This is a genomic window from Nonomuraea sp. NPDC003804 (genome assembly GCF_040610675.1).
Lineage (GTDB): Bacteria > Actinomycetota > Actinomycetes > Streptosporangiales > Streptosporangiaceae > Nonomuraea.
Map to the genome: position 1 here is coordinate 126,793 of NZ_JBEXMT010000014.1, position 22,349 is coordinate 149,141.

20 protein-coding genes are annotated in these 22,349 nt (G+C 72.0%); 9 read left to right on the plus strand and 11 right to left on the minus strand.

What is annotated here, in order from left to right:
* Positions 1-13: 13 nt before the first annotated feature.
* Positions 14-1,075: a trypsin-like peptidase domain-containing protein gene (locus tag ABZX22_RS20620; protein ID WP_354911279.1), complete on the minus strand. Its 1,062-nt coding sequence runs from the start codon at positions 1,073-1,075 to the stop codon at positions 14-16.
* A 20-nt stretch (positions 1,076-1,095) separates the two neighbouring features.
* A complete protein-coding gene (locus ABZX22_RS20625; RefSeq protein WP_354911282.1) occupies positions 1,096-1,410 on the minus strand; it encodes a hypothetical protein in 315 nt (104 codons plus the stop codon).
* Between the two features lie 63 nt (positions 1,411-1,473).
* On the opposite strand from ABZX22_RS20625, the gene ABZX22_RS20630 reads away from it, so the two are divergent.
* The 3 genes from ABZX22_RS20630 to ABZX22_RS20640 all read left to right on the plus strand — a co-directional run bounded on the left by ABZX22_RS20630 (position 1,474) and on the right by ABZX22_RS20640 (position 5,869).
* On the plus strand, positions 1,474-2,364 hold the full coding sequence (locus ABZX22_RS20630) for a hypothetical protein (protein WP_354911284.1): 891 nt from the start codon (positions 1,474-1,476) through the stop codon (positions 2,362-2,364).
* A 44-nt stretch (positions 2,365-2,408) separates the two neighbouring features.
* On the plus strand, positions 2,409-4,598 hold the full coding sequence (locus ABZX22_RS20635; RefSeq protein WP_354911287.1) for an acyl-CoA dehydrogenase: 2,190 nt from the start codon (positions 2,409-2,411) through the stop codon (positions 4,596-4,598).
* Positions 4,599-4,738: 140 nt separating this feature from the next.
* A complete protein-coding gene (locus ABZX22_RS20640; RefSeq protein ID WP_354911289.1) occupies positions 4,739-5,869 on the plus strand; it encodes a nitronate monooxygenase family protein in 1,131 nt (376 codons plus the stop codon).
* Positions 5,870-6,094: 225 nt separating this feature from the next.
* Here ABZX22_RS20640 and ABZX22_RS20645 read toward each other — a convergent pair whose 3' ends face one another.
* Complete coding sequence (locus ABZX22_RS20645; RefSeq protein WP_354911292.1) at positions 6,095-6,904, minus strand: crotonase/enoyl-CoA hydratase family protein; 810 nt, start codon at positions 6,902-6,904, stop codon at positions 6,095-6,097.
* 231 nt (positions 6,905-7,135) lie between these two features.
* Here ABZX22_RS20645 and ABZX22_RS20650 point away from each other — a divergent pair, with 231 nt between their 5' ends.
* From ABZX22_RS20650 to ABZX22_RS20670, 5 genes are all read left to right on the plus strand, one after another.
* On the plus strand, positions 7,136-8,665 hold the full coding sequence (locus tag ABZX22_RS20650) for an acyl-CoA synthetase (RefSeq protein WP_354911293.1): 1,530 nt from the start codon (positions 7,136-7,138) through the stop codon (positions 8,663-8,665).
* A gap of 103 nt (positions 8,666-8,768) precedes the next feature.
* Entirely contained in the window at positions 8,769-9,650 is an 882-nt protein-coding gene (locus tag ABZX22_RS20655) for an OB-fold domain-containing protein (RefSeq protein WP_354911470.1), read from the plus strand.
* Entirely contained in the window at positions 9,650-10,669 is a 1,020-nt protein-coding gene (locus ABZX22_RS20660) for a lipid-transfer protein (protein ID WP_354911296.1), read from the plus strand. Before ABZX22_RS20655 ends, ABZX22_RS20660 begins: the two co-directional genes overlap by 1 nt.
* 27 nt (positions 10,670-10,696) lie before the next feature.
* The gene (locus ABZX22_RS20665; protein WP_354911298.1) at positions 10,697-11,845 is read left to right on the plus strand and encodes a thiolase domain-containing protein; all 1,149 of its coding nucleotides are present in this window, start codon (positions 10,697-10,699) and stop codon (positions 11,843-11,845) included.
* A 34-nt stretch (positions 11,846-11,879) separates the two neighbouring features.
* Positions 11,880-13,463, plus strand: a complete 1,584-nt coding sequence (locus ABZX22_RS20670) for an acyl-CoA synthetase (RefSeq protein WP_354911299.1) — start codon at positions 11,880-11,882, stop codon at positions 13,461-13,463.
* Between the two features lie 40 nt (positions 13,464-13,503).
* Here ABZX22_RS20670 and ABZX22_RS20675 read toward each other — a convergent pair whose 3' ends face one another.
* A complete protein-coding gene (locus ABZX22_RS20675) occupies positions 13,504-14,142 on the minus strand; it encodes a LysE family translocator (RefSeq protein WP_354911302.1) in 639 nt (212 codons plus the stop codon).
* Between the two features lie 127 nt (positions 14,143-14,269).
* A complete protein-coding gene (locus ABZX22_RS20680) occupies positions 14,270-15,130 on the minus strand; it encodes a LysR family transcriptional regulator (RefSeq protein ID WP_354911304.1) in 861 nt (286 codons plus the stop codon).
* 64 nt (positions 15,131-15,194) lie between these two features.
* Here ABZX22_RS20680 and ABZX22_RS20685 point away from each other — a divergent pair, with 64 nt between their 5' ends.
* Positions 15,195-15,716 (plus strand): cysteine dioxygenase family protein, encoded by a 522-nt coding sequence (locus ABZX22_RS20685; protein WP_354911307.1) that lies wholly within the window; start codon positions 15,195-15,197, stop codon positions 15,714-15,716.
* A gap of 20 nt (positions 15,717-15,736) precedes the next feature.
* Here ABZX22_RS20685 and ABZX22_RS20690 read toward each other — a convergent pair whose 3' ends face one another.
* From ABZX22_RS20690 to ABZX22_RS20715, 6 genes are all read right to left on the minus strand, one after another.
* The gene (locus ABZX22_RS20690) at positions 15,737-16,534 is read right to left on the minus strand and encodes a VWA domain-containing protein (protein ID WP_354911310.1); all 798 of its coding nucleotides are present in this window, start codon (positions 16,532-16,534) and stop codon (positions 15,737-15,739) included.
* 123 nt (positions 16,535-16,657) lie between these two features.
* Entirely contained in the window at positions 16,658-17,224 is a 567-nt protein-coding gene (locus ABZX22_RS20695) for a TetR/AcrR family transcriptional regulator (protein ID WP_354911313.1), read from the minus strand.
* A complete protein-coding gene (locus ABZX22_RS20700) occupies positions 17,221-19,548 on the minus strand; it encodes a YhgE/Pip domain-containing protein (protein WP_354911316.1) in 2,328 nt (775 codons plus the stop codon). The genes ABZX22_RS20695 and ABZX22_RS20700 overlap by 4 nt, the downstream gene beginning before the upstream one ends.
* Before the next feature lies 1 nt (position 19,549).
* Positions 19,550-20,110, minus strand: a complete 561-nt coding sequence (locus tag ABZX22_RS20705) for an ATP-binding cassette domain-containing protein (protein WP_354911317.1) — start codon at positions 20,108-20,110, stop codon at positions 19,550-19,552.
* Positions 20,111-20,217: 107 nt separating this feature from the next.
* Positions 20,218-20,661 carry a GNAT family N-acetyltransferase gene (locus ABZX22_RS20710; protein WP_354911320.1) on the minus strand — a complete coding sequence of 148 codons (444 nt, stop codon included), beginning with the start codon at positions 20,659-20,661 and terminating at the stop codon, positions 20,218-20,220.
* A gap of 135 nt (positions 20,662-20,796) precedes the next feature.
* Entirely contained in the window at positions 20,797-22,152 is a 1,356-nt protein-coding gene (locus ABZX22_RS20715; protein ID WP_354911322.1) for a dipeptidase, read from the minus strand.
* Positions 22,153-22,349: the final 197 nt, after the last annotated feature.

Here is a 22,349-nt window from a genome sequence, read left to right on the forward strand (position 1 = left end):
GCGGTGAGCTCGGTCAGGCGGTGAGCTCGGTCAGCGTCACGTTCACTGTGACGGTGGAGCCGTCCTGCTTGAGCACCTCGACCTTGGTCCGATCTCCCGGCTTCAGCGTCGCCAGCACCTCCGAGAGGGCGGCCATCGACGGGGTGTCGGTCCCGTTGATCGAGAGGATCACGTCGCCCTCCTCGATCCCGGCGTTGGCCGCGCTCTTGCCCCTGGTGACGCGGACCACGCCGACGCCCGCTTCGTCGCCGCCGCGGCCGATCACCGTCCGGCCGAGGATGCCCAGCGCGGCCTTGCGCGAGTTGCTGACCTTGCCGTCCTTCACGATCTGCGCCGCGATGTCGGTGGCGGTGTTGCTGGGGATGGCGAACCCGATGCCCGGCGCGGTGCCGCTGCCCAGCTCGGGGTCGGTCGCGGTCAGCGTCGGGATGCCGATCACCCGCCCGGACATGTCGACCAGCGCGCCCCCGCTGTTGCCGGGGTTGATCGCGGCCGAAGTCTGGATGGCGTTGGCGATCGTCGCGACCGTGCCGCCGGAGTCGCTCTGCGGCTCGCTGATCGTCCGGCCGACCGCCGAGACGATGCCGTTGGTGACGCTGCCGGAGAAGCCCAGCGGATTGCCCATGGCCAGCACGATCTGGCCGACGCGCGCCTTGGCGGAGTCGCCGAACGTGGCGGGGGTCAGCCCCCGGGGATTGGCCACTTTGATCACCGCCAGGTCGCCCGCCTGGAAGGAGGAGACCAGTCTGGCCTTGCGCGCGGCCCCGCCGGTCGCCGGGGTGACCTCCATCTGGGTCGCCTCGCCCACGACGTGGGCGTTGGTCACGATGTGCCCCGCGGTGTCGTAGACGATGCCCGAGCCGAGGCCGGCGCGCGTGTTGATCTGCACGATGGACGGCAGCACGTCCTGGATGACCTTCTCGTAGGCATGCTCCAGCTCCAGGGCGGACGCCGTCGTGGGGGCGGCGCTGGGCCGCGGCGACGTCGGTTGCGCAGGCGTCGAGCGCGAGATGGAGCCCGTGCAGCCGGAGATGAGCACAGCTGTCGCTGCGGTGCCCACGACGATCATCCTCATGCGCGGTTACCTTCCCCGAATCACCGGGAAAGATACGTCTCCCTGACGCCGCGCCTGCTCAGCTTGCCTGTGGGAGTGCGCGGCAGGCTTGCGCGATACTCGATCACGCGGGGGTGCTTGAGCCGCGCCAGGCGCGGCTCGCAGTGGCGCAGCAGCCGCGCGGTGAGCTCGTCGCCCGGCCGCGCGCCGGCGGCGGGCTGCACCAGCGCCACGATCCGCTGACCCCACTCCTCGTCGGGCACGCCGATCACGGCCACGTCGGCGACCGCCGGATGTTCGAGCAGGACGGCGGGGCGGTCGGGCTCGGCGGCGGCGATCTCGTAGAAGCCCCTCATGCGGGCGACCATACAGAATGACATTCTGTCCAAGGAAGAGTGTCGATCACGTAGCCTCGGAACATGGCTCACAATCCGGGACAGGAGCCGTATCAGCCCTCCTATGACGCCCCCACCACTCCTTTCCAGCGAGTGGAGCTTCCGCCGGCCGACCAGACCGTCAGCGTGCCCATGCCGCCGACGGCCGGACCGTTCAGGCCGCCGCCTGCACCGCCGCGCAGGGGGTTCGTCGGACGGCTCATGACCAGCGTCGGCGACATCCCGATCAAGGTGGTCTACCTGCTGGCCGCGGTGGTCGCCACCGTGCTCGCGGTGGTCGCGATCTTCGCGCTGTTCTCCGGCGACGAGCCGAACGGCGCCGAACAGCAGCGGGCGCAGGACGCCGGGCCCGCCGCGGCGCCGGGGGTGCAGGACGCGGTCACGGCGCCGGCGCCGGACAGCCTCGCCTTCCCCGCGCTGCCGGGCAAGGCGAGCAAGGTGATCGGCACGGTCGTCGACGAGCGGACCGGTATCAGCTACCCCAAGCTCGGCAAGCCGTGGGCGGCCAGGTCGTTCGCGCCCTTCGTGATCGCCCAGCGGGTGGGTGAGGCGGAGGTCCCGCACACCATGGTGGCTTCGGCGCCGCTGCCCGTGACCGCCGACAAGCCGAGGACCAGCGCCGACTACCGGGATCTCGCGGTCAGGGCGGCCCGCTGGTCGCTGCGCACCCAGCATCCCGAGGGCGGCACGGTCACCTGGACGGGCTCGCAGAAGCTGGCCAAGGGCAAGGGCTGGATCGTCGGGTTCAGGGTCGACTACACCCTCGACGGCGAGCGGCGGTCGTCGCAGGCGCTGGCCGCGGTGGTCGAGGCGGGCAAGAAGAAGCCCGCGATGCTGCTGGCGACGATTCCGGAGAGCGGCAAGAGCCACTGGCGCGATCTCAACACTCTGGTGAAGGGCCTACGTTCGGCATAGAAGCATCCTCTAGAATATGGTTCTGGGAACCATAGGAGGCTGACATGGCGATCGGGTTGAGCGAGGAGCACGAGGCGCTCCGCGAGTCGGTGGCAGGCTGGGCGGAGCGCAACGTGGCCGCCGAGGTCGTGCGGTCCCACGAAGACGGGCGTCCGCCGTTCTGGGCGGGCCTGGCCGAGCAGGGGCTGCTCGGCCTGCACCTGCCCGAGGAGTTCGGGGGCTCCGGCTACGGCCTGCTGGAGACGGCCGTCGCCGTCGAGGCGCTGGCCGAGCGGATGGCGCCGGGCCCGTTCGTGCCGACCGTGCTGGCCAGTGCCGCCATCGCCGCCTCCACGTCCGAGAAGGCGCGCGCCGAACTGCTGCCGGGGCTCGCCGACGGCTCGCTGACCGGCGCCGTGGCCCTGTCGGCCGCTCTCGCCGGCGACGGCCTGCTGTCGGCCACTCCCACGGAGGGCGGCGACTCCGTGGTCGTCTCGGGTACGGCGACGCACGTGCTCGGCGGCGCGATGGCCGACGTGCTCGTGCTCCCCGTCGGCGACGTGTGGATCGCCGTGGACGCCGCGCAGGCCGAGGTCGAGCGGGTCAGGTCGCTCGACATCACCAGGGCCGTGGCCACCGTGACGCTGGACGGGGTGACCGTACCGGCCCACAGGGTGCTGGGCCGGGTCGGCGTGCCGAACCTGGCGGCGATCATCCTGGGCGCCGAGGCGACCGGGCTGGCGGCCTGGTGCGTGCGCGCGGCGGCCGACTACGCCAAGGTGCGCGTGCAGTTCGGCCGGCCGATCGGGCAGTTCCAGGGCATCAAGCACAAGCTGTCGCGCATGCTCGTGGCGCTGGAGCAGGCGCGCGCCACGGTGTGGGACGCGACGAGGGCCGGCGGCGAGGAGCTCGACTACGCGGCGGCCATCGCGGGCGTCATGGCGCCCGACGCGGCCGTCCAGTGCGCCAAGGACGCGATCCAGACCTTCGGCGGCATCGGCTACACCTTCGAGCACGACGCCCACCTCTACTACCGGCGCGCGCTCACCCTCAGGGCGCTGCTCGGCTCCTCGTCGTCGTGGGCGGCCACCGTCGCCTCGCTGGCCCTGTCCGGCGTGCGGCGGCCCATGGAGGTCGCGCTGCCGGACTCGGCGGCGGCCCTGCGTTCCTCGATCGCCGCGGAGATCGCCGAGATCGCCGCCCTCGACGGCGTCGAACAGCGGCGGGCGCTGGCCGCGGCCGGCTTCGTGATGCCGCACCTGCCCAGGCCGTGGGGCCGTGACGCGGCCCCGCTGGAGCAGATCCTCGTCCAGCAGGAGCTCAAGGCGGCCAAGGTCAGGACACCCAACATGATCATCGGCGCGTGGGTGGTGCCCTCCGTCGTCGCGTACGGCACGCGCGAGCAGCAGGAGCGCTTCCTGCCCGCGACGCTCAGCGGCGAGATGATCTGGTGCCAGCTCTTCTCCGAGCCCGGCGCGGGCTCGGACCTCGCCTCCCTGCAGATGAAGGCCACGCGGGTGGAGGGCGGCTGGGCCCTGTCCGGGCAGAAGATCTGGACCTCCGTCGCCCACGTCGCCGAATGGGGCATCTGCATCGCCCGCACCTCCTCGGCCGGGTCCAAGCACGAGGGCATCACCTACTTCCTGGTCGACATGAAGTCGCCGGGGGTCACGGTCAGGCCGCTGACCGAGATGACCGGCGAGAACCTGTTCAACGAGGTGTTCCTCGACGACGTCTTCGTGCCGGACGAGCTGGTGGTCGGGCAGGTCGGCGAGGGCTGGAAGGTCGCCAGGAACACGCTGTCCAACGAGCGGGTGTCGCTGTCGTCGGGCTCCGGCGGGACCGGCGCCTCGGTGCCCGACCTGCTGGGGCTGGTCTCCAGGCTGGGCAGGCCGCTGACGGCGGTCGAGGAGCAGGCCGTGGCCGCCGTCGTGTGCGAGGGGCACTCGATCGACGCCCTGTCGCTCAGGGTGACGCTCAAGCAGCTGGCGGGCGCCGAGCCCGGCGCCGACGCCTCGGTGCGGAAGCTGCTGTCGACCTCGCACGCGCAGCACGTGTCGGAGACGGCGGTGGACCTGCTGGGCGAGGCGGCCACCGTGGCGGCGGACATGAAGCTGGGCGACGCCGGCTACTGGAACAGGGCGGTGCTGGCGACCAGGGCGATGACCATCTACGGCGGCACCACGGAGGTGCAGCTCAACATCATCGGCGAGCGCATGCTCGGCCTGCCCCGCGACCCGGAGCCCGGCAAGTAGACGGTTCGCGCGACCGGCTCCCGCCAGCGGGCGGGAGCCGGTCCGTCGCGTGCCGGAGACCACTCGGTGCGGGGGACCGACCGAAGGTTCTAGAGTAGAACGCGTTGCAGTTTTCCTGGCCCCGATCGTATGGTCAGGCCATGCGGACACGAGTCACCGACCTGTTCGGGATCGAGTTACCGATTTTCGCCTTCAGCCACTGCCGGGACGTCGTCGCCGCGGTCAGCCGCGCGGGCGGGATGGGCGTCCTGGGCGCCCTCTACTTCACCCCGGAAGAGCTCGAGATGGAGCTCAAGTGGATCGACGACCACGTGGACGGCAAGCCGTACGGCGTCGACGTGGTCATGCCGGCCTCCTACGAGGGCGCCGACTTCCCGGCCGAGGAGCTGGTCTCCCGCCTGCAGGGCATGATCCCCGAGGGCCACCGGCGGTTCGTCGAGAACCTGCTCGCCGAGCACGGCGTACCCCCGCTGTCGGACGACGCCGACCCCGGCAAGGTGCTGCTCGGCTGGACGGACGCCACCGCCAGGCCCCAGGTCGAGGTGGCCTTGCGGCACCCGATCGCGCTGCTGGCCAACGCGCTCGGCCCGCCCCCCGCCGACGTCGTCGAGCTGGCCCACGCGCACGGGGTGAAGGTGGCCGCGCTCGCCTCCACCCCCCGCCACGCCGTCAAGCAGGCCGAGGTCGGCGTGGACGTGGTCGTCGCGCAGGGCACGGAGGCCGGCGGGCACACCGGCGAGATCTCCACGATGGTACTGATCCCCCAGGCCGTGGACGCGCTGCGGGGCGCCGGGCCGGACGGCTCCGACGTGCCGGTCCTGGCGGCGGGCGGCATCGGCGGCGGCAGGCAGATGGCGGCCGGCATGGCCCTCGGCGCGGAAGGCGTGTGGACGGGGTCGATCTGGCTGACCGTCGAGGAGGCGGACACGCCCGAGCTGGCCAGGCGGCGCATCCTGTCGGCCACCTCCAGGGACACCGTTCGCTCGCGCAGCTGGACCGGCAAGCCCGCCAGGCTGCTCAGGAACGAGTGGACCGACGCCTGGGAGGCGGCGGACTCGCCCGGCACGCTGCCGATGCCGCTGCAGTTCATGCTGGTGTCGGACGCCCTGCGACGCATCGGCAGGTCCGACGCGGCCGAGCTGGCGACCTTCCCCGCCGGGCAGATCATCGGGGCGATGAACCAGGTCAAGAGCGCGCGCGACGTGGTGTTCGAGATGGTCGAGGAGTACATCGAGGCCATGGAGCGCCTCGGCCGCATCACCGAGTCCTGACCGGCGGCCCCCCTGCCCCCGGCCCCCGGTCCCCGTTCCCCAGCCCCGGCCCCCGCTCTCCGCCCCCCGGGCCCCGGTCCTCCGCCGACGTTCCGCGGCGGAGGGCGGGCGAGCCCGGGACGGCAGCGCTCAGCGCCCGGGGCGGCGGCGCTCAGCGCGCGGGACGGCGTGGCTCAGTGCCCGGGGCCGGCGCTCGACGGTGGCGCAGCGGCTCGCGAAGGTGGCTCAGCGGCCCTCGAAGGCGGCGGGGCGCTTCTCCTTGAAGGCACGCGCGCCCTCCTTCGCGTCCGCCGAGCCGATCACCGGCCAGCCGTACTCGTCGGAGACCTTGAGCGCCTCCGGCTCCGGCAGCCCGAGGGTGTCCCGGTAGGTGCGCAGGATCGCCTGGACGGCCAGCGGCCCGGACGCCGCGATGTCGTCGGCGATCTCACGCGCCACCGCCAGCGCCCGGCCGTCCGGGACGACCCTGTTGACCAGCCCCATGGACAGGGCCTCGGCGGCGGTGACGGAGCGCCCGGTGAGCAGCAGGTCCATCGCGTGGCAGTAGGGGATCTGGCGGGGCAGCCTGATCGCGCTGCCGCCCATGGGGAACAACGCCCGCTTGGCCTCGAACAGCCCGAGCGTCGCCGACTCGGCGACCACCCGCAGGTCCGTGCCGACGAGCAGTTCGGTGCCTCCCGCGACCGCGTAGCCCTCCACCGCGCACACGATCGGCTTGGTCGGCAGGTCCTCGCGCAGCAGCCCCTTCCAGTGGAAGTTCGGGATGGCCGCGGCCCTGGCCTGGACCTCGGGGTCGGCGGACGGCCGGCCCATGGCCTTGAGGTCGGCGCCGGCGCAGAAGGTGCCGTCCGCCCCGGTCAGGACGGCCACGCGGACCCCTGGCTCGGCCGAGACGTAGGCCCAGGCGGAGGCCAGGCCGATGAGCATGTCGGAGGACAGGGCGTTCTTGGCCTCGGGGCGGTTCATGGTGACGATCACCACGTGGCCGTCGCGTTCGACGCGGCAGTGGGGGGTGCTGATCGGCAGGACGTCCATGGCTGACCTCCACGTCATAAACCAAGCGCTTGGTAGAGCTGATCCTCTCAGGGATGCCGGTCCGGCGGAAGGGTGGGTCTTGCGTCGCGCCGGGAGGTTGCCGATCGTGGGGGCGTGGCGTCCTCGCCGGTGCTCGGCGGTAATCAAGCGCTTGCTAGGCTGCCGGGCCCGCGTTAGTCTGCCGTCACAAACGAGAACAGGTTCTCGTTTGCCGTGTTGAGGGAGATCCCTATGGGCACGCTCGGTTTCTGGAGGCTGGCACAGGCTGATCCCGAGTGGATCGCCGCGGTCGATCCCGACGGCACCGAACACCGCGCCGGAGATCTGCTCGCCCGGGCCAACCAGCTCGTCCACGGCCTGCGCGAGCTCGGCCTCCAGCCAGGTGACGGCATCTGCGGTCTGGTCCCGAACGGTGTCGACGGCCTCGTCCTCTACCTGGCGGCGCTGCAGGCGGGCTGGTACTACACGCCGATCAACTGGCACCTGGCCGCCCCCGAGATCGCCTACATCGTGGCCGACAGCGAGGCCAGGGCCTACTTCGTGCACCCCCGCTTCCACCAGGCCGAACCCCTCGTCGAGGGCGCCTCGTTCGCCTTCGGCGACATCCCCGGCTTCCGGCGGGTCGAGGAGCTGACGGAGGGCCGTCCCACCACGGCGCCCCCCGACCGTACGGCCGGCGCCACCATGCACTACACCTCGGGCACCACCGGCCAGCCCAAAGGCGTCAGGCGCAAGCTGTCGGGCCTCGACCCCGACGACGGCGCCGAGCTGATGACGTTCCTGCTCACGCTGTTCGGCATCACGCCCGGCAGGCCCAACGCCCACCTGGTCACCTCGCCCAACTACCACACCGCCGTCACCCAGTTCGGCGGGACGGCCCTGCACATGGGCCACACGCTCGTCTACATGGACAAGTGGGAGGCCGAGGAGACGCTCCGCCTGTGCGAGCGCTACCGGGTCACCAACTCCCACCTGGTGCCGACGCACTTCAAGCGCCTGCTGTCACTGCCGGAGGAGACCCGCGCGAAGTACGACCTGTCGTCGCTCCGGTGGATGATCCACGCCGCCGCCCCCTGCCCCGTCCCGGTCAAGTGGGCGATGCTCGAGTGGTGGGGCGACTGCATCTACGAGTACTACGCCGCCACCGAGGGCGGCGGCACGATCGCCACGCCCGACGGCTGGAAGAAGCACCCGGGCACCGTGGGCACCGCGTGGCCGATCAGCGAGCTGCTCATCGTGGACGACGCGGGGGAACCCGTCCCGACCGGAACGCCCGGCACGATCTACATGAAGATGATGGGCGTCGCCTTCGAGTACAAGGGCGACCCGGCCAAGACCGCCGCCGGCAGGCTCCAGGACCACTTCACCGTCGGCGACATCGGCTACCTCGACGAGGACGGGTTCCTCTACCTGTGCGACCGCAAGGCCGATCTGATCATCTCGGGCGGGGCGAACATCTACCCCGCCGAGATCGAGAACGAGATCATGATCCATCCCTCGGTCGCCGACGTGGCCGTGTTCGGGATCCCGGACGAGGAGTGGGGCGAGCAGATCAAGGCCGTCGTCGAGCCCGCCCCCGGAGTCGCCCCCGGCCCCGAACTGGCCGCCGACATCCTCAGGTCGCTGGAGGGCCGCCTGGCCAGGATGAAGTGGCCCAAGTCGATCGACTTCATCGAGGAGATGCCGCGCGAGCCGAACGGCAAGCTGCACAAACGCAAGCTCCGCGCGCCGTACTGGGAGGGCCGTGACCGTGCCATCTGAGCCGGACGCCGGCGTGCCGACGACCGGCGCGCCGACCGCAGACGGGCTGACCGCAGACGGGCCGACCGGCGCGCTGACCGCCGAAGGAGAGGCGGTCGGCGCGCTGACCGCCGACCATGTGCTGGAGTTTCCCGGCGGCTACACCAGGACGACGGGACCGGTCATCGGCCGCTTCCTCACCGAGCTGAGGGACGGCAGGCTCGTGGGGGTGCGCACCGGCGAGGGCAGGACGCTGGTGCCGCCGCTGGAGTACGACCCCGCCACCGGCGATCCCGTCACCGGCGAGTGGGTCGAGGTCGGGCCCGCCGGTACGGTCACCGCCTCGGCATGGGTACGGCGGCCGCTGGACGGGCACCCGCTCGACCGCCCCTTCGCCTGGGCCCTGATCAGGCTCGACGGCGCCGACACCGCACTGGTCCACGCCGTCGACGCGGGCAACCCCAAGGCGCTGCCGCCCGGCACCAGGGTCCGCCCGGTCTGGCGCGCCACCCGCACCGGCCACATCACCGACATCTCCCACTTCGCCCCCGAAGTCACGAAGATCGTCTCGCCGATCAGGGCGGCCTACAAGCTGACCGCGAGCCCGGCCCTCACCAGGTTCCTCCACGGCGTCAGGGACGGGATCTTCATCGGCGGCAGGTGCGCCGTCTGCGACAAGGTCTACGTGCCGTACCGCCTGACGTGCCCCGGGTGCGGCAACCCGATCAGCGAGGAGGTGACGCTGCCCGACACCGGCACCATCACCACCTTCGCGATCAACAACCTGCCCGACCCACGCGCCCCCGAGGTCCCGTTCGTCTCGGCCTACATCCTGCTCGACGGCGCCGACATCCCGATGATCGCCCTGGTCGGCGGGATCCCCGCGCACGAGGTACGGCAGGGCATGCGGGTGCGGGCCGTCTGGGTGCCCGAGGACGAGCGCACGCTCTCGATGTCGAACATCAAGTGGTTCGCCCCCACCGGCGAGCCGGACGTGGAGTTGTGATGCGTGACGTGGCCGTCGTGGCCTTCGCCCAGACCAGGCACACCGCCCACGACACGGGACTGTCCGAGCCCGAGCTGATCCTGCCCGTCATCAGGGCGGTGCGGGAGCAGTCGGGCCTGTCGACGTTCGGGTTCACCTGCTCGGGCTCGTGCGACTACCTCGCCGGCGCGCCGTTCTCGTTCGTGTCCGCGCTCGACGCGCTCGGCGCGTGGCCGCCGATCTCCGAGTCGCACGTCGAGATGGACGGGGCGTGGGCGCTCTACGAGGCGTGGGTACGGCTCCAGCACGGCGACGTCGACAGCGCGCTCGTCTACGGCTTCGGCAAGTCGTCGCTCGGCGACCTGCGCACCATCATGACGCTCCAGCTCGACCCCTACTACCTGGAGCCACTCGGGCTCGACCAGCTGTCCTTCGCCGCGTTGCAGGCCGGCGCGCTCGGCGCCGACCGAGCCGAGCTCGACGCGATCGCCAGGCGCAGCCGTACGGACGGCCTGAACAACCCGAACGCCCTCCACCTGCCGCTGGAGGAGGGCGAGTTCGTGGTGGAGCCACTGAAGGAGTGGGACATCGCGCCGATCACCGACGGCGCGGCCGCGGTGGTGCTGGCGGCCGGCGACCTGGCCGGGCGCATCCGCTCCCGCCCCGCCTACATCAGGGGCATCGCGCACCGCATCGAACCCCACTACCTGGGCGTGCGCGACCTGGCCAGGTCCGCCTCCGCCGCCGACGCCGCCCGCGCGGCGGGGGTCGGCAAGGGACCCGTCGACGTGGCCGAACTGCACGCCTCCTTCAGCCATGAGGAGATCATCCTGCGGCAGGCGCTGGAGCTGCCGTCCTCGACGGTGATCAACCCGTCGGGCGGGGCGCTGTCGGCAAACCCCGTCATGGCGACCGGGCTCATCAGGATCGGCGAGGCGGCCCAGCGGATCATGGACGGCGCCGCGGGCCGTGCCGTCGGGCACGCCGCCGGCGGCCCCTGCCTGCAGCACAACCTCGTGACCGTGATGGAGGCGGGATGACCAGTCGGACGAGGAGCGGTGAGCGGCATGGGTAACCGTTGTGCGGTGATCGGCGTCGGGCAGACGCACTACACCACCAAGCGCAGGGACGTCTCCATCGCCGGCCTGGTCCGCGAGGCCGCGCTCCGCGCGCTGGAGGACGCGGGCCTGACGTTCAAGGACATCGACGCGGTCGTCATCGGCAAGGCGCCGGACCTGTTCGAGGGCGTCATGATGCCCGAGTCCTACCTCGCCGACGCCCTCGGCGCGGCGGGCAAGCCGATGATGCGCGTCCACACCGCCGGCAGCGTCGGCGGCTCGACCGCGCTGGTCGGGGCGAGCCTCATCCAGGGCGGGGTGCACGAGCGCGTGCTCGTCGTGGCCTTCGAGAAGCAGTCGGAGTCGAACGCCACCTGGGCGCTGTCGACCCACCTGCCGTTCAACTCCTCCCTGGTCGTCGGGGCGGGCGGGTACTTCGCCCCGCACATCCGCGAGTACATCCGCAGGACCGGTGCGCCCGGCCACGTCGGCACGCTCGTCGCCGTCAAGGACCGCCAGAACGCGCTCAAGAACCCCTATGCCCACCTGAAGATCCCCGGCATCAGCCGCGAGATGGTCGAGTCCACGCCCATGCTGTGGGAGCCCATCCGCTACCTGGAGACCTGCCCCTCCTCCGACGGCGCGTGCGCCGTCGTCCTGGCGTCGGAGTCCGCGGTCACCGGCCGCCCCGCCTGGGTCCACGGTACGGCGATGCGGTCCGAGCCGATCTTCCGCGCCGGCCGCGACACCGTGAACCCGCAGGGCGGCAAGGACTGCGCGGCCGACGTCTACCGCCAGGCCGGCATCGCCGACCCGCGACGCGACATCGACGTCGCCGAGGTGTACGTGCCGTTCTCCTGGTACGAGCCGATGTGGCTGGAGAACCTCGGATTCGCGGCCGAGGGCGAGGGCTGGAAGCTCACCGAGTCGGGCGCCACCGCCCTGGACGGCGACATCCCGTGGAACGCCTCCGGCGGCGTGCTGTCCTCCAACCCGATCGGCGCCTCGGGGCTGATCCGCTTCGCCGAGGCGGCGCTGCAGGTGCGAGGGACGGCCGGCGAACACCAGGTCGACGGGGCCCGCCGGGCCCTCGGGCACGCCTACGGCGGCGGCGCCCAGTTCTTCGCCATGTGGATCGTCGGCTCCGACAAACCCTGACACCCGTTCGCTGAGAGGCATGCCAGGAGGCCCGATGGAGTTCAACCACGCCGACCTGTTCGAAGGTCTCGCCGACGCCATCGGGGACCGCGTCGCCGTGGTCTGCGGCGAGCGCAGGCTCACCTACGCCGAGCTCGACGCGCACGCCAACCGCCTCGCCCACCACCTGCGCGAGCAGGGGATCGGCCAGGGCGACCACGTGGGCATGCAGCTCTACAACGGCATCGAGCACATCGCCACGCTCCTGGCCGCCCTCAAGCTGCGGGCCGTGCCCGTGAACGTGAACTACCGCTACGTCGAGGCCGAACTTCTCTACCTCTACACCGACTCCCGCATCGCCGCCCTCGTCTACGACGTGGAGTTCGACGCGCGCGTCGCCGCCGTCGCGCCCCAGGCGCCGGAGCTGCGCCACCTCATCGCCGTGGGCGGCCGGCCGGCCGTCGCGACGGCCGTGCCGTACGAGGAGGCGCTGGAGAACCAGCCGGACACCCGCGGGTTCGAGCCCCGGTCCGGCCAGGATCTCTACATCATCTACACCGGCGGCACCACCGGCATGCCGAAGGGTGTGATGTGGCACGTCGAGGACCTGTTCATGGGCTTCGGCGGCGGCAACCCGTACGGCGAGCCGCGCGAGACCCCCGAGCAGGTCATCGAGGAGGCGGTCAAGGCCGACCCGATCGTCATGATGGCCGTGGCGCCGCTGATGCACGGAGCCACGCAGATGGCCACGTTCATCGCCTGGTGGATGGGCGCGACCATGGTGTACGTCCGCAGGTTCGACCCCGCCGACGTGCTGCGCGCGGTCGAGCGGGAGAAGGTGCTGTCGATGAACATCACCGGCGACGCCATGGCCCGCCCGCTGGCCGACGAGATCGCGGCGGGCGACCACGACCTCTCGTCGCTGTTCGTCATCAGCTCGACCAGTGCCATCCTCAGCGGCGCGGTGCGCGACCGGCTCCAGGAGCTGCTGCCGAACACCATGATCCTGGACAACTTCGGCTCCACCGAGTCGGGGTTCACCGCCTCCGGCGTGGCGGGCTCCACCCCGGAGAAGGGGCTGCGCTACCAGCCGAACACGGCCGGCGCGACCCGGCTGGCGGTGCTCGACGAGCGCTTACGGCCGGTCGAGCCCGGCGCGCTCGGCACGCTGGCCAAGGCGGGCCGGATCGCGTTCGGGTACTACAACGATCCGGACAAGACGGCGCGGACGTTCGTGACCGACGCGGACGGGACCCGCTGGCTGCTCACGGGCGACCTGGCGACGGTCGAGCCCGACGGCACGATCAGCGTGTTCGGGCGCGGGTCGCAGTGCATCAACACCGGCGGCGAGAAGGTCTTCCCCGAAGAGGTCGAAGCGGTGCTCAAGGGGCATCCGGCGGTGTTCGACGCGGTGGTGACGGGGGTGCCCGACCAGCGGTGGGGCAACCGGGTCGCGGCGGTCGTCGAGGCGCGCAAGGGGATGCGGGTCACCGAGGAGGAGCTGGACGCGCACTGCAGGAGCAGCCTGTCGGGGTACAAGGTGCCGCGCACGTACGCGTTCGTGGACGAGATGATGCGCTCGCCGGCGGGCAAGGCGGACTACCGCTGGGCCAGGGAGCAGGTCCTCGGCCGTCGATGACGCGGGCCTCCGGGAACGGTGACCCGCGTCGCGCGCCGGGTCAGGCCCTGGCGGGCTCTCCCGTGAACGCGGCCGCCGCGCCGAGGCCCAGGTAGACGACACCGCTGCTCACGTCGAGGCGGCGCCGGGCGCGGGCCGAGTGGCGCAGGCGTCCCGACAGGGCCGAGGCGAGCAGGGCGTAGGCGCCGTCGCTGAGCATGCCGAGCGCCATCCACACCACGCCGAGCAGCACGATCTGCGTCGCCACGGGGCCCGCCTCCGGCTTCACGAACTGCGGCAGGAACGCCAGGAAGAAGATCGCGGTCTTCGGGTTGAGGACGTTCACCACGAACCCCTCCCAGAACACCCTCGACCTCGAGTGGCTGCTCAACGTCGCCGTCTCGCCGTTGTCGGACCTGGTCATGAGCTTGCGCACGCCCAGCCACACCAGGTAGGCGACACCCAGCCACTTGACCGCGGTGAACGCCGTCGCGCTGGCCGCCAGCACCGCGCTGATGCCGAACGCGGCGGCCGCCACGTGCACGATCGAGCCGGTGTGGATGCCGAGCACCGAGATCAGCCCCGTCACCCGCCCTTGCGCGACGCTCCTGGTCACGATGAAGACCACGGCGGGTCCCGGCACGAGCAGGAGGGCCATCGTGGCCAGGCAGAAGAGGGCGAGTGTCGCGAAATCCGGCATGCCGCCATGGTAAGAACCGCCGTTCCCCGAGGACAACGGCATTTCGCCAGGCGAGACCCGGCTCGACGGGCGGGGTCCGCCCGGGGCCCGGCCGAGGGGCGCCGTGACGGCGGGACGGTGATCGGGGTCAGCAGGCGGCGCGGAGGGCGTGGAGGAGGGCGGCGGTGGCGGGCGGCAGGGGAAGGGCGCCGTAGGTGGCCGCGTACACGTGCCGCGTCGACCCGGGGATCTCCTGCGCCGACACCGCCGGGTGGCGGTGGGCGCGCAGGGCGAGCCCCGGCAGCACGGTCACGCCCATCCCCGCCGCCACCAGCGCCTGCACCGCCACGATGTCGTCGCTCGTGAACGAGATCGTCGGCTCGAACCCGGCCTGCGCGCACAGCTCCAGCAGGTGGCTCCGGCACCGGTCGCAGCCGCCGATCCACCGCGACGTGGCGTGCGAGGCGAGCGTGCCGTGGCCGTCGTGCGTCACGAGGAAGCTGGGGTCGTCCAGCAGGTGCGTCATGCCGATCCCGCTGTCCTCCGGTGCCGTGTCGTCGTACCGGAAGATCACCGCGACGTCCACGCGTCCGGCGCGCAGCAGCCGCAGCGCCTCGGGTGGTTCGGTCTCGGTGAGCGTGAGCTGGAGCCCGGGATGGGCGGCGGCCAGTTGCGCGGCCGCGGTGGGCACGAACGTGCCGAGCGCCGAGGGGAAGGCGGCCAGCCGGACGCGGCCCGAGCGCAGGCCGACATGGGCGGCCAGTTCCTCGGCCGTGGCGTCGAGGCGGCCGATGATCTCCGTGGCGCGGTCGGCCAGCAGCTTGCCCGCCTCGGTGAGGCGGATGCCGCGGCCGACCCGTTCGACGAGCTTGGCCCCCGTCTCGGCTTCCAGCCTGGACAGGTGGTGGCTGACGGAGGGTTGCGAGTAGTGCAGCGCCTTCGCCGCGGCGGTGAGCGAGCCGGTACGCGAAACAGCCACCAGCACGCGAAGCCGTACAACATCAAGCATGTCTATGAATATGCCAAAAAACTTCTGTTGGACCTATCGGTCTAGAGAGAGGAGCGTGGAAGGCATGGACAAGCTGCTGCGCTCCATCAGGGACATCACCGGCCAACGGCTCGACCCGCGCCACACCGCGTTCGCCGTCGCCGACTTCCTGCGGGCGAACCTGCCCGACCCCGCCGACCTGCTCACGCCCGAGGAACGGCGCGGCGATCCCGGCGGCTACGTCTCCACCGTCCGCCACGCCGAGAAGGACTTCTCGATCGTGACCGTGGTCTGGCGGCCCGGCCAGGAGACGGTGATCCACGACCACGTGGCGTGGTGCGCGTTCGGCGTGCTCAGCGGGAACGAGCACGAGACCCTCTACCGCGACATGGGCGACCACCTGGTCGAGATCGGCCGTACGGACAACCCGCCGGGAGACGTCTCGGGGTTCGCGCCGCCGGGGGACATCCACAAGGTGGTCAACACCAGCGCCGAGATCGGCGTCTCGCTGCACGTCTACGGCGCCGATCTGAGCCTGTCGGGCACGAGCGTCCGCCGCGTCTACGACCTGCCGGTCCGGTCACTGGCCGCCTCGGGCCCCGCCTGATCCACTAGCCGCCGACCGGGTCAGAAGTTGCTGGTCACCGCGGTGAAGATCTGGTCGATGCTGCCCGGTTCGCGGGAGTCGTAGGCGGCCGCGCTGGTCGTCTCCGAGATCTCGCGGAGCACGTCGAGGTCGGCGTCCTCGCCGTACGCGATGGTGAACACCCTGATCGACCGCTCCCGCAGCTCCCGCAGCAGGTCCTCCAGCGCGATGCTGTGGGCGTCCTCGTTCTTGCCGTCGGTCAGGAACACCACCGCGTCGATCGCCTCGCCCTCCCGCACGGCGGACACGTGCCGGTAGGCGGCCAGCGTCGTGTCGTAGAGCGCGGTGCCGCCCCTCGGAGACAGGCTCCGGATGGCGCGGGCGAGTTCGGCCCGGTGGGCGCCGGTCATGGCCGTCATCGGCGACAGCTCGGCGTGCGTGCTGGAGAACCGCCACAGGCCGACCCGATCCTGGCCGCCGAACTGGGGGAGCGCGTTGACGGCGGCCCGCCTGGCCAGATCCAGCTTGGTCCTGCCGGTGCCGGGCACGTCGGCGCCCATGGAGCCCGAGGTGTCGAGCACCATCAGCACGTTCGCGGGCTTGCGCAGCTCGCCCCAGCTGCGTAGCAGCGTGTCCAGCACCTTGGGCGCCGGAGGCCGCAGCACGGCGGCGGGCTGGTGCGGCAGCAGGCCGTTGTCCTCGGTGATGAGCTCGCCCGCCGTGCCATCGTGGCCGCGGAAGGCGTACGCGGCGAACCGCGCCTGCTGCTCGGGCGCGCGCACGTAGTCGAGGAAGCCGCGGGCGGTCGCCCGCTTGGCCTTGCCGGCCCAGCTCAGCACCGCGAACAAGTTCCGCGATCAGGTCCCGCTTCAGCCGGCGGCCGGTCTCCGCCGAGCGGTTCTCGTGCCGGTGATCGGCAGGCGGCGCGGGTCTCCGCGCGGCTGCGGGAAGGGCCGGCAGGCCTACCTGACGCGTCCGTGGAGGAGCTCGACCAGGGTCCGGTGGGTCTCGTCGAGCGGGCGGTCGGGGTGCAGCGCCCGCCGTTCGATCGTGACGGTCAGCACCATGCCGAAGATGGCGGTGGCGGCCGTGTCGACGTCGAGGTCCTTGCGGACCGCGCCCTCGTCGACGGCCCTGCGCAGCACGTCCGCGTAGACGCCGAGCACCTCGGAGCGGAACGTGACGATCGCCTGCTGCCAGGCGGTGCGCCACATCTCGGCCAGCAGCACCCTGGCGAAGGCGCCGTACTGCTCGAAGAACTCCAGCTGGCCGCGCACCGCCGCGTCGAGCGCGGCCAGCGCGGTGTCGCCCACCGCCGCCTCGCCCAGCGCGGCGGCCAGGCGCTCGATGCTGTGCTCGAGCAGGGCGGCGAACAGCGCCTCCTTGGTGCCGAAGTTGTAGAAGACGGTGCCCTTGGCCACCCCCGCGCGCTCGGCGATCGCGTCGACGGTGGTGGCCGAGTAGCCCTGCTCGGCGATCAGCTCGATCGCCGCGGCGAACACCTTGAGGCGGGTCTCCGGCCTGGTCACAGCGACAGCTCCGGGTGCAGGCGCTGGACCGACCAGGTGCGGCCCCTGTTCACGGCGAGGACCGTGAGCGCGAGCCCGAGGAGGAGGAACACGGTGAGCACGCCGCCAGCCTGCCACACGACGGTGAGATCGCCGCCACTGATCAGCCGGCGCAGGGCCGAGACCAGCCAGCTCATCGGCAGCCAGGGCGAGATCGTCTGGAAGAAGCCGGGCGAGGTCTCGATCGGGTAGGTGCCCGCCGCCGAGGTGAGCTGCAGCATCAGCAGCGCCAGCGCGACGACCCTGCCGGGCGCGCCGAGCAGCGCGTTGACCGCCTGGACGAGCGCCATGAACGCGCCCGTGGCCAGCAGCAGCAGGCCCGCCACGCCCGCCCAGTGCGCCGCCTCCAGACCCAGCGCGAACCTCAGCACGGCCAGCAGCACGCCGACCTGCGCGGCGCCGAGCGCGAAGGCCGGAACCCAGCCGGACAGCGCCACCCGCAGCGCGCCCGCCGAACCGGCCAGCAGGCGGGGGTTGAGCGGGCGCAGCACCATGTAGGCGATCATCGCACCCACCCAGAGCGCCAGCGGCACGAAGAACGGCGCGAACCCGGTGCCGTAGTTGGGCACCTCGTTCTCGACGGACTTCGCCAGCCGTACGGGGTCGCTCATCATGTCGGTGCGCCCGTCACGCTCGGACCGGCTGTAGTCGGGGATCTGCTCGACGCCGTCGGACAGCCCGTCGGCCAGCTCCTTCGAGCCGTCGCTGAGCTTGCCGGAACCGTCGTGCAGCTTGCCGACGCCGGTGTGGAGCTGGTCGGCGCCGTCGTTCAGCCGGCCGACGCCGGTCCGAAGCCGGGTGGCGCCGTCGGTGAGCTTCACCAGCCCGCCACCGAGCTTGCCGAGGCCGTCGGTGACCTGCTGGGATCCGTCGGCCAGCTTGCCGACGCCGGTCGTCAGCTTGCCGACGGCCGTGCCCGACTTGGCGATGCCCGCGTTGACCTGCGCCGCGCCGTCGGCCAGCTTGGCCAGACCGGCGTCCAGCTGGTTGTACTGCTCGCGCAGCGCCGCCACCTGCGGGCCCACCTTGGGCGCCGCCTCGGCCACCTTGCGCGCGCCGGCGGCCAGCTCCCTGGCCTCCCGCTGCAACTGCGCGACACGGTCCCGCGAGACGGAACCCGTGTCCTGCCCGCCCATCGCGGCGGCCCTGTCGACGACCGACTGCGCCGAGGAGACCGCCGCGCCGGCCAGGCGCCGCAGCTCGGGGTCGGCGTCCGGGTGTGACTCCAGATAGTCCTGGACGGCCTGCGCCCGCCCGGCCGCCGTCTGGGCCGCCCCGCTCACCCGGTCGGCGCCCTGCGGCGAGGACGTGCCCAGCCCGTCGGCTATCGCGTCGAGCCCGTCGGCGATGCGGTCGGCGGCCTCGCCCACGCGCGGCCCCCACTCCTCCAGGACCGGGATGTAGGTGTCGGCGGCGCCGTTGACCTTGTCCGCGTTGGCGTGCACCTGGTCGTAGACCTGCTTGTTGCCGGCGGCGACCTTCGCGGCGCCGTCACCCAGCTTGGTCAGCCCGGTGCCGAGCTTGGCCAGGCCGTCCTGGGCGGTGACCAGGCCCTTGGTGACCTTGGCGGAGCCGGTGGCGAGCTTGCCGGTGGCGGTGTTCGCGCTGCCGAGGCCGACGGTGAGCTGCTGGGCGCCGTCCCTGGTCTTGCCGAGGCCTTCCGACAGCTGCTGGGTGGCGTTCTCGGTCCTGCCCAGGCCCTTGTCGATCTTGTTGGCGCCCTGGTGCAGCTCGTCGGCGCCGTCGGCCGCCTCAGCGGTCTTGTCGTGCATGTCGCCGATCGAGACGAAGACCTGGTCGAGGTAGTCGCGGACGGCGGTCTGCGCGGCCGCCGCCCTGACCTCGTTGAAGACGGCGTCGGAGATCGAGCCCATGATGTAGGAGCGCCCGGTGTCCACCTCGACGCCGAGCTGGGCGGGGGAGGGCGTGCCGTCCTGCGCGGGCGAGGCCAGGCGCGCGCTGAAGTCGGCGGGGACGGTCAGCGACAGGTAGTAGCTGCCGTCGCGCACGCCGTCGGAGGCCTGGGCGGCGGTGGTGGCGTGCCAGTCGAAGACCTTGCGCTCGGCGAGCTCGTCGGCGAGGTCCCGGCCCGCGTGCAGCGTCTTGCCGTCGGCGTCGGCGGGCCGGTCCTCCATCACCAGGGCGACCGGCACCCGGTCGAGGTGGCCCTGCGGGTCCCAGAACGACCACAGGTACAGGCCCGCGTACAGCAGGGGGAGCATCACCACGCCGGCGATGGCCGCCCTGGTCAGCCGGGACCGGGAGAACCGGCGCAACTCCTTCATCTCACAGCTCCACGAGGTGGTCGTGACGGGCGGGCGGGGTCACGCACGAGGCGACCACGGTCGCGCGCAGGTCCCTGAGCAGGTTCCAGAGCGCGAGCTGGCGCTGGGGCGGCAGGCCCGCGTCGATGTTGTCGGCGACGATCACAGCGGGCGAGTCGAGCAGCGCGAGCGCGACGCCGAGCCGTACCCGCTGCTCCCTGTCGAGCTCCCGCACGAGCGTCCGCGGATCCACCTCGAGGCCCGCCCCCTCGAGGGCCTCGGCGTGGTGCTTGCGCCCCCTGCGGCGCTCGTGCAGGTGCTCGTGGACGGTCAGCGCCTTGTCGAAGTCGGTCACCCCGTCGACCAGCGCCAGGGCCGCGACCCTGCGGATCGCGCGCGGCCTGGTGTGCCCTGCCACCTGCAGGGTGCCCCCCGTCGGCCGCATCCGGCCCGCGAGCGTCAGCAGCAGGCTCGTCCGGCCGCTGCCCGTCGGGCCCGCGACCACGGTGAGGGAGTTCGCGCCCGCCTCGAGCGAGACGTCGGCGAACACCCCCTGCACCGACAGACCCTTCGCGACGATCACCACGACTCCCTTTTAGAACTGACCAGTCAGTACAAAAGGTAACGCATGGGACGGCCGCGGCAGCGCCGCGGCCGGTGTGATGATGCCCACGCCGACGGGCCGGCCGCCTAGGGCAGGGGGATCAGGTAGGCGATGAAACCGCGGTTCTCGGCGACCTTGTCGTACAGGCGCCGCGCCGTGCTGTTCGACTCCTGGGTGTGCCAGTAGACGCGCCCGCAGCCGCGCTCCCTGGCCTCCTCGGTCACCGCCGCGATCAGCGCCCGCGCCACCCCCTTGCCGCGCGCCTCCGGCGCGGTGAACAGGTCCTGCAGATAGCAGGCGTCCGCGTCCGGTTTCGAGGTGCTGGGGTGGTAGAGGTAGTGGGTGATCCCGACAAGCTCGCCGTCCAGCCTGGCGCCGAGCGCGTGCACCCTGGTGTCCTTCTCGAACTCCTCCCAGGCCCGCCGGTACATCTCGTCGGGCTCGGTCCGCTGGTAGAAGTCGATGTAGGCGCGGAACAGCGCCTCCCAGGCGGGCCGGTCGGACGGCTGGAGCCTGCCAATGCTGATCATGTGCACTTCCCGGTGGATGCGGTCACGGGCGGTCCAATCTAGGGACCGGCGGGCCGGCGCGACACGCCCACTTCGCCGCGAAAGCCCGCGACCACTGCGCGGCGCGGCCCCGGCCGGGCCGCGCCGTCGCGTCCGTCAGGCGCCGGCGGCGGACTGCGCGCCGTACTGCGCCAGGAAGAGGGCCTCGGTGGTGACCACGCGGCGCAGCTCCTCCAGGTTCAGCCGCTCGTTGGGGGCGTGGATCGCCGCGTCCTCGTCCTCGGCGCCGAACAGCAGGATCTCCGCCAGGGGGAACTGCTTGAGCAGCGTGTTGACCAGCGGGATCGAGCCGCCCGCGCCCACGTCGCGCGGCGCGCGGCCGAAGGCGCGCTCCATGGCGCCGTTGAGGGCCGCGCGGGCGCGCCCGCCCGAGTCGGCCTGGTACCCGGAGCCGACCGTGAAGTCGCTGAAGCTCACCTTCACGCCCCACGGCGCGACCTGCTGCAGGAACTCGGTCACGGCGTCGAGCGTCGTCTTGGGGTCGCCCGCCGGCGGGATGCGGACCGTCACCCTGGCCCTGGCCGCCGGCTGCACGGCGTTGATGGCGCCGGAGACCGTGGGGACGTCCAGGCCGGTCACGGTGATCGCGTAGGAGGACCACAGGCGGTCGGCGAGGGAGCCGGAGCCGACGAGGGAGACGCCGTCGACGACGCCCGCCGTGTTCCTGAACTCATCCTCGGACGGCCCGGCGCCGAGGAAGGTGCCACGCGGCAGGCCGGGGACGCGGATGTCGCCGTTGTCGTCGTGCAGGGAGGTGAGCATGCGCATGAGGGCGGCCAGCGCGTCGGGGGCGGCGCCGCCGAAGGAACCGCTGTGGACGGCCTCGCGCAGCGTCCGCGTCTCGACGGTGAAGGCGGCCATGCCGCGCAGCGACGTCGTGACGGCGGGGTCGCCGACGCGGGGGTTGCCGGTGTCGGCGACGATGATCGCGTCGGCGCGGAGCAGGTCGGGGTTGCGCTCGACGAAGGCCTCCAGGCGCTCGCCCGCGTACTCCTCCTGACCCTCGATGATCACCTTGACGCCGACGGGGAAGCGGCCGTGGAAGGCGCGCAGCGCGGCGACGTGCGAGATGATGCCCGACTTGTCGTCGGCGGTGCCCCTGCCGTACAGGCAGCCGTCGATCAGGGTGGGCTCGAAGGGCGGGGTGCGCCAGGCCGCGGGGTCGCCGGCGGGCTGGACGTCGTAGTGCGCGTACAGCAGGACCGTGGGAGCGCCGGGAGGGGCGGGGGCCTCGCCGTAGACGGCGGGGAAGCTGCCCTCCACGGGGATCTGCTGGACGTGCGGCAGACCCGCGCTGCGCAGCAGCTCCTCGGTCACGGCGGCGGCGGCGAGGACGGGCTCCTCGGGGTGGCCGGGGAAGGCCACGGAGGGGATGGAGGCCAGACGCCTCAGGTCCTCGACGGCCTGGGGCATTCCCGCCGCGACGGCGCTCTCTAGCTGGTCAGGAGTCACGGGTTGTCCCCCGGTGTCGTTCTGGACAGTACGCCTCATTGCATCACAGAAGGTTCCACATGCTGGAAATGGGTCTTGCGCGCCATGCGGATTTCGTTGATATTACAGAGGCGTTCTGCGGATCCCGGTTTTCTTGCAGAGTGTTGCCACGCTTTCGCTTGGCAACACCCCGTGTGAGCATGCACACTGTGGGGAGT

Bases quoted from the DNA above. Each gene is read 5' to 3' on its own strand.
- ABZX22_RS20630 (WP_354911284.1), top strand. From the start codon at position 1,474: ATGGCTCACAATCCGGGACAGGAGCCGTATCAGCCCTCCTATGACGCC.
- ABZX22_RS20710 (WP_354911320.1), bottom strand. From the start codon at position 20,661: ATGATCAGCATTGGCAGGCTCCAGCCGTCCGACCGGCCCGCCTGGGAG.
- ABZX22_RS20650 (WP_354911293.1), top strand. From the start codon at position 7,136: ATGGGCACGCTCGGTTTCTGGAGGCTGGCACAGGCTGATCCCGAGTGG.
- ABZX22_RS20620 (WP_354911279.1), bottom strand. From the start codon at position 1,075: ATGAGGATGATCGTCGTGGGCACCGCAGCGACAGCTGTGCTCATCTCC.
- ABZX22_RS20675 (WP_354911302.1), bottom strand. From the start codon at position 14,142: ATGCCGGATTTCGCGACACTCGCCCTCTTCTGCCTGGCCACGATGGCC.
- ABZX22_RS20685 (WP_354911307.1), top strand. From the start codon at position 15,195: ATGGACAAGCTGCTGCGCTCCATCAGGGACATCACCGGCCAACGGCTC.
- ABZX22_RS20635 (WP_354911287.1), top strand. From the start codon at position 2,409: ATGGCGATCGGGTTGAGCGAGGAGCACGAGGCGCTCCGCGAGTCGGTG.
- ABZX22_RS20700 (WP_354911316.1), bottom strand. From the start codon at position 19,548: ATGAAGGAGTTGCGCCGGTTCTCCCGGTCCCGGCTGACCAGGGCGGCC.
- ABZX22_RS20625 (WP_354911282.1), bottom strand. From the start codon at position 1,410: ATGAGGGGCTTCTACGAGATCGCCGCCGCCGAGCCCGACCGCCCCGCC.
- ABZX22_RS20665 (WP_354911298.1), top strand. From the start codon at position 10,697: ATGGGTAACCGTTGTGCGGTGATCGGCGTCGGGCAGACGCACTACACC.
- ABZX22_RS20670 (WP_354911299.1), top strand. From the start codon at position 11,880: ATGGAGTTCAACCACGCCGACCTGTTCGAAGGTCTCGCCGACGCCATC.
- ABZX22_RS20640 (WP_354911289.1), top strand. From the start codon at position 4,739: ATGCGGACACGAGTCACCGACCTGTTCGGGATCGAGTTACCGATTTTC.
- ABZX22_RS20645 (WP_354911292.1), bottom strand. From the start codon at position 6,904: ATGGACGTCCTGCCGATCAGCACCCCCCACTGCCGCGTCGAACGCGAC.
- ABZX22_RS20680 (WP_354911304.1), bottom strand. From the start codon at position 15,130: ATGCTTGATGTTGTACGGCTTCGCGTGCTGGTGGCTGTTTCGCGTACC.
- ABZX22_RS20660 (WP_354911296.1), top strand. From the start codon at position 9,650: ATGCGTGACGTGGCCGTCGTGGCCTTCGCCCAGACCAGGCACACCGCC.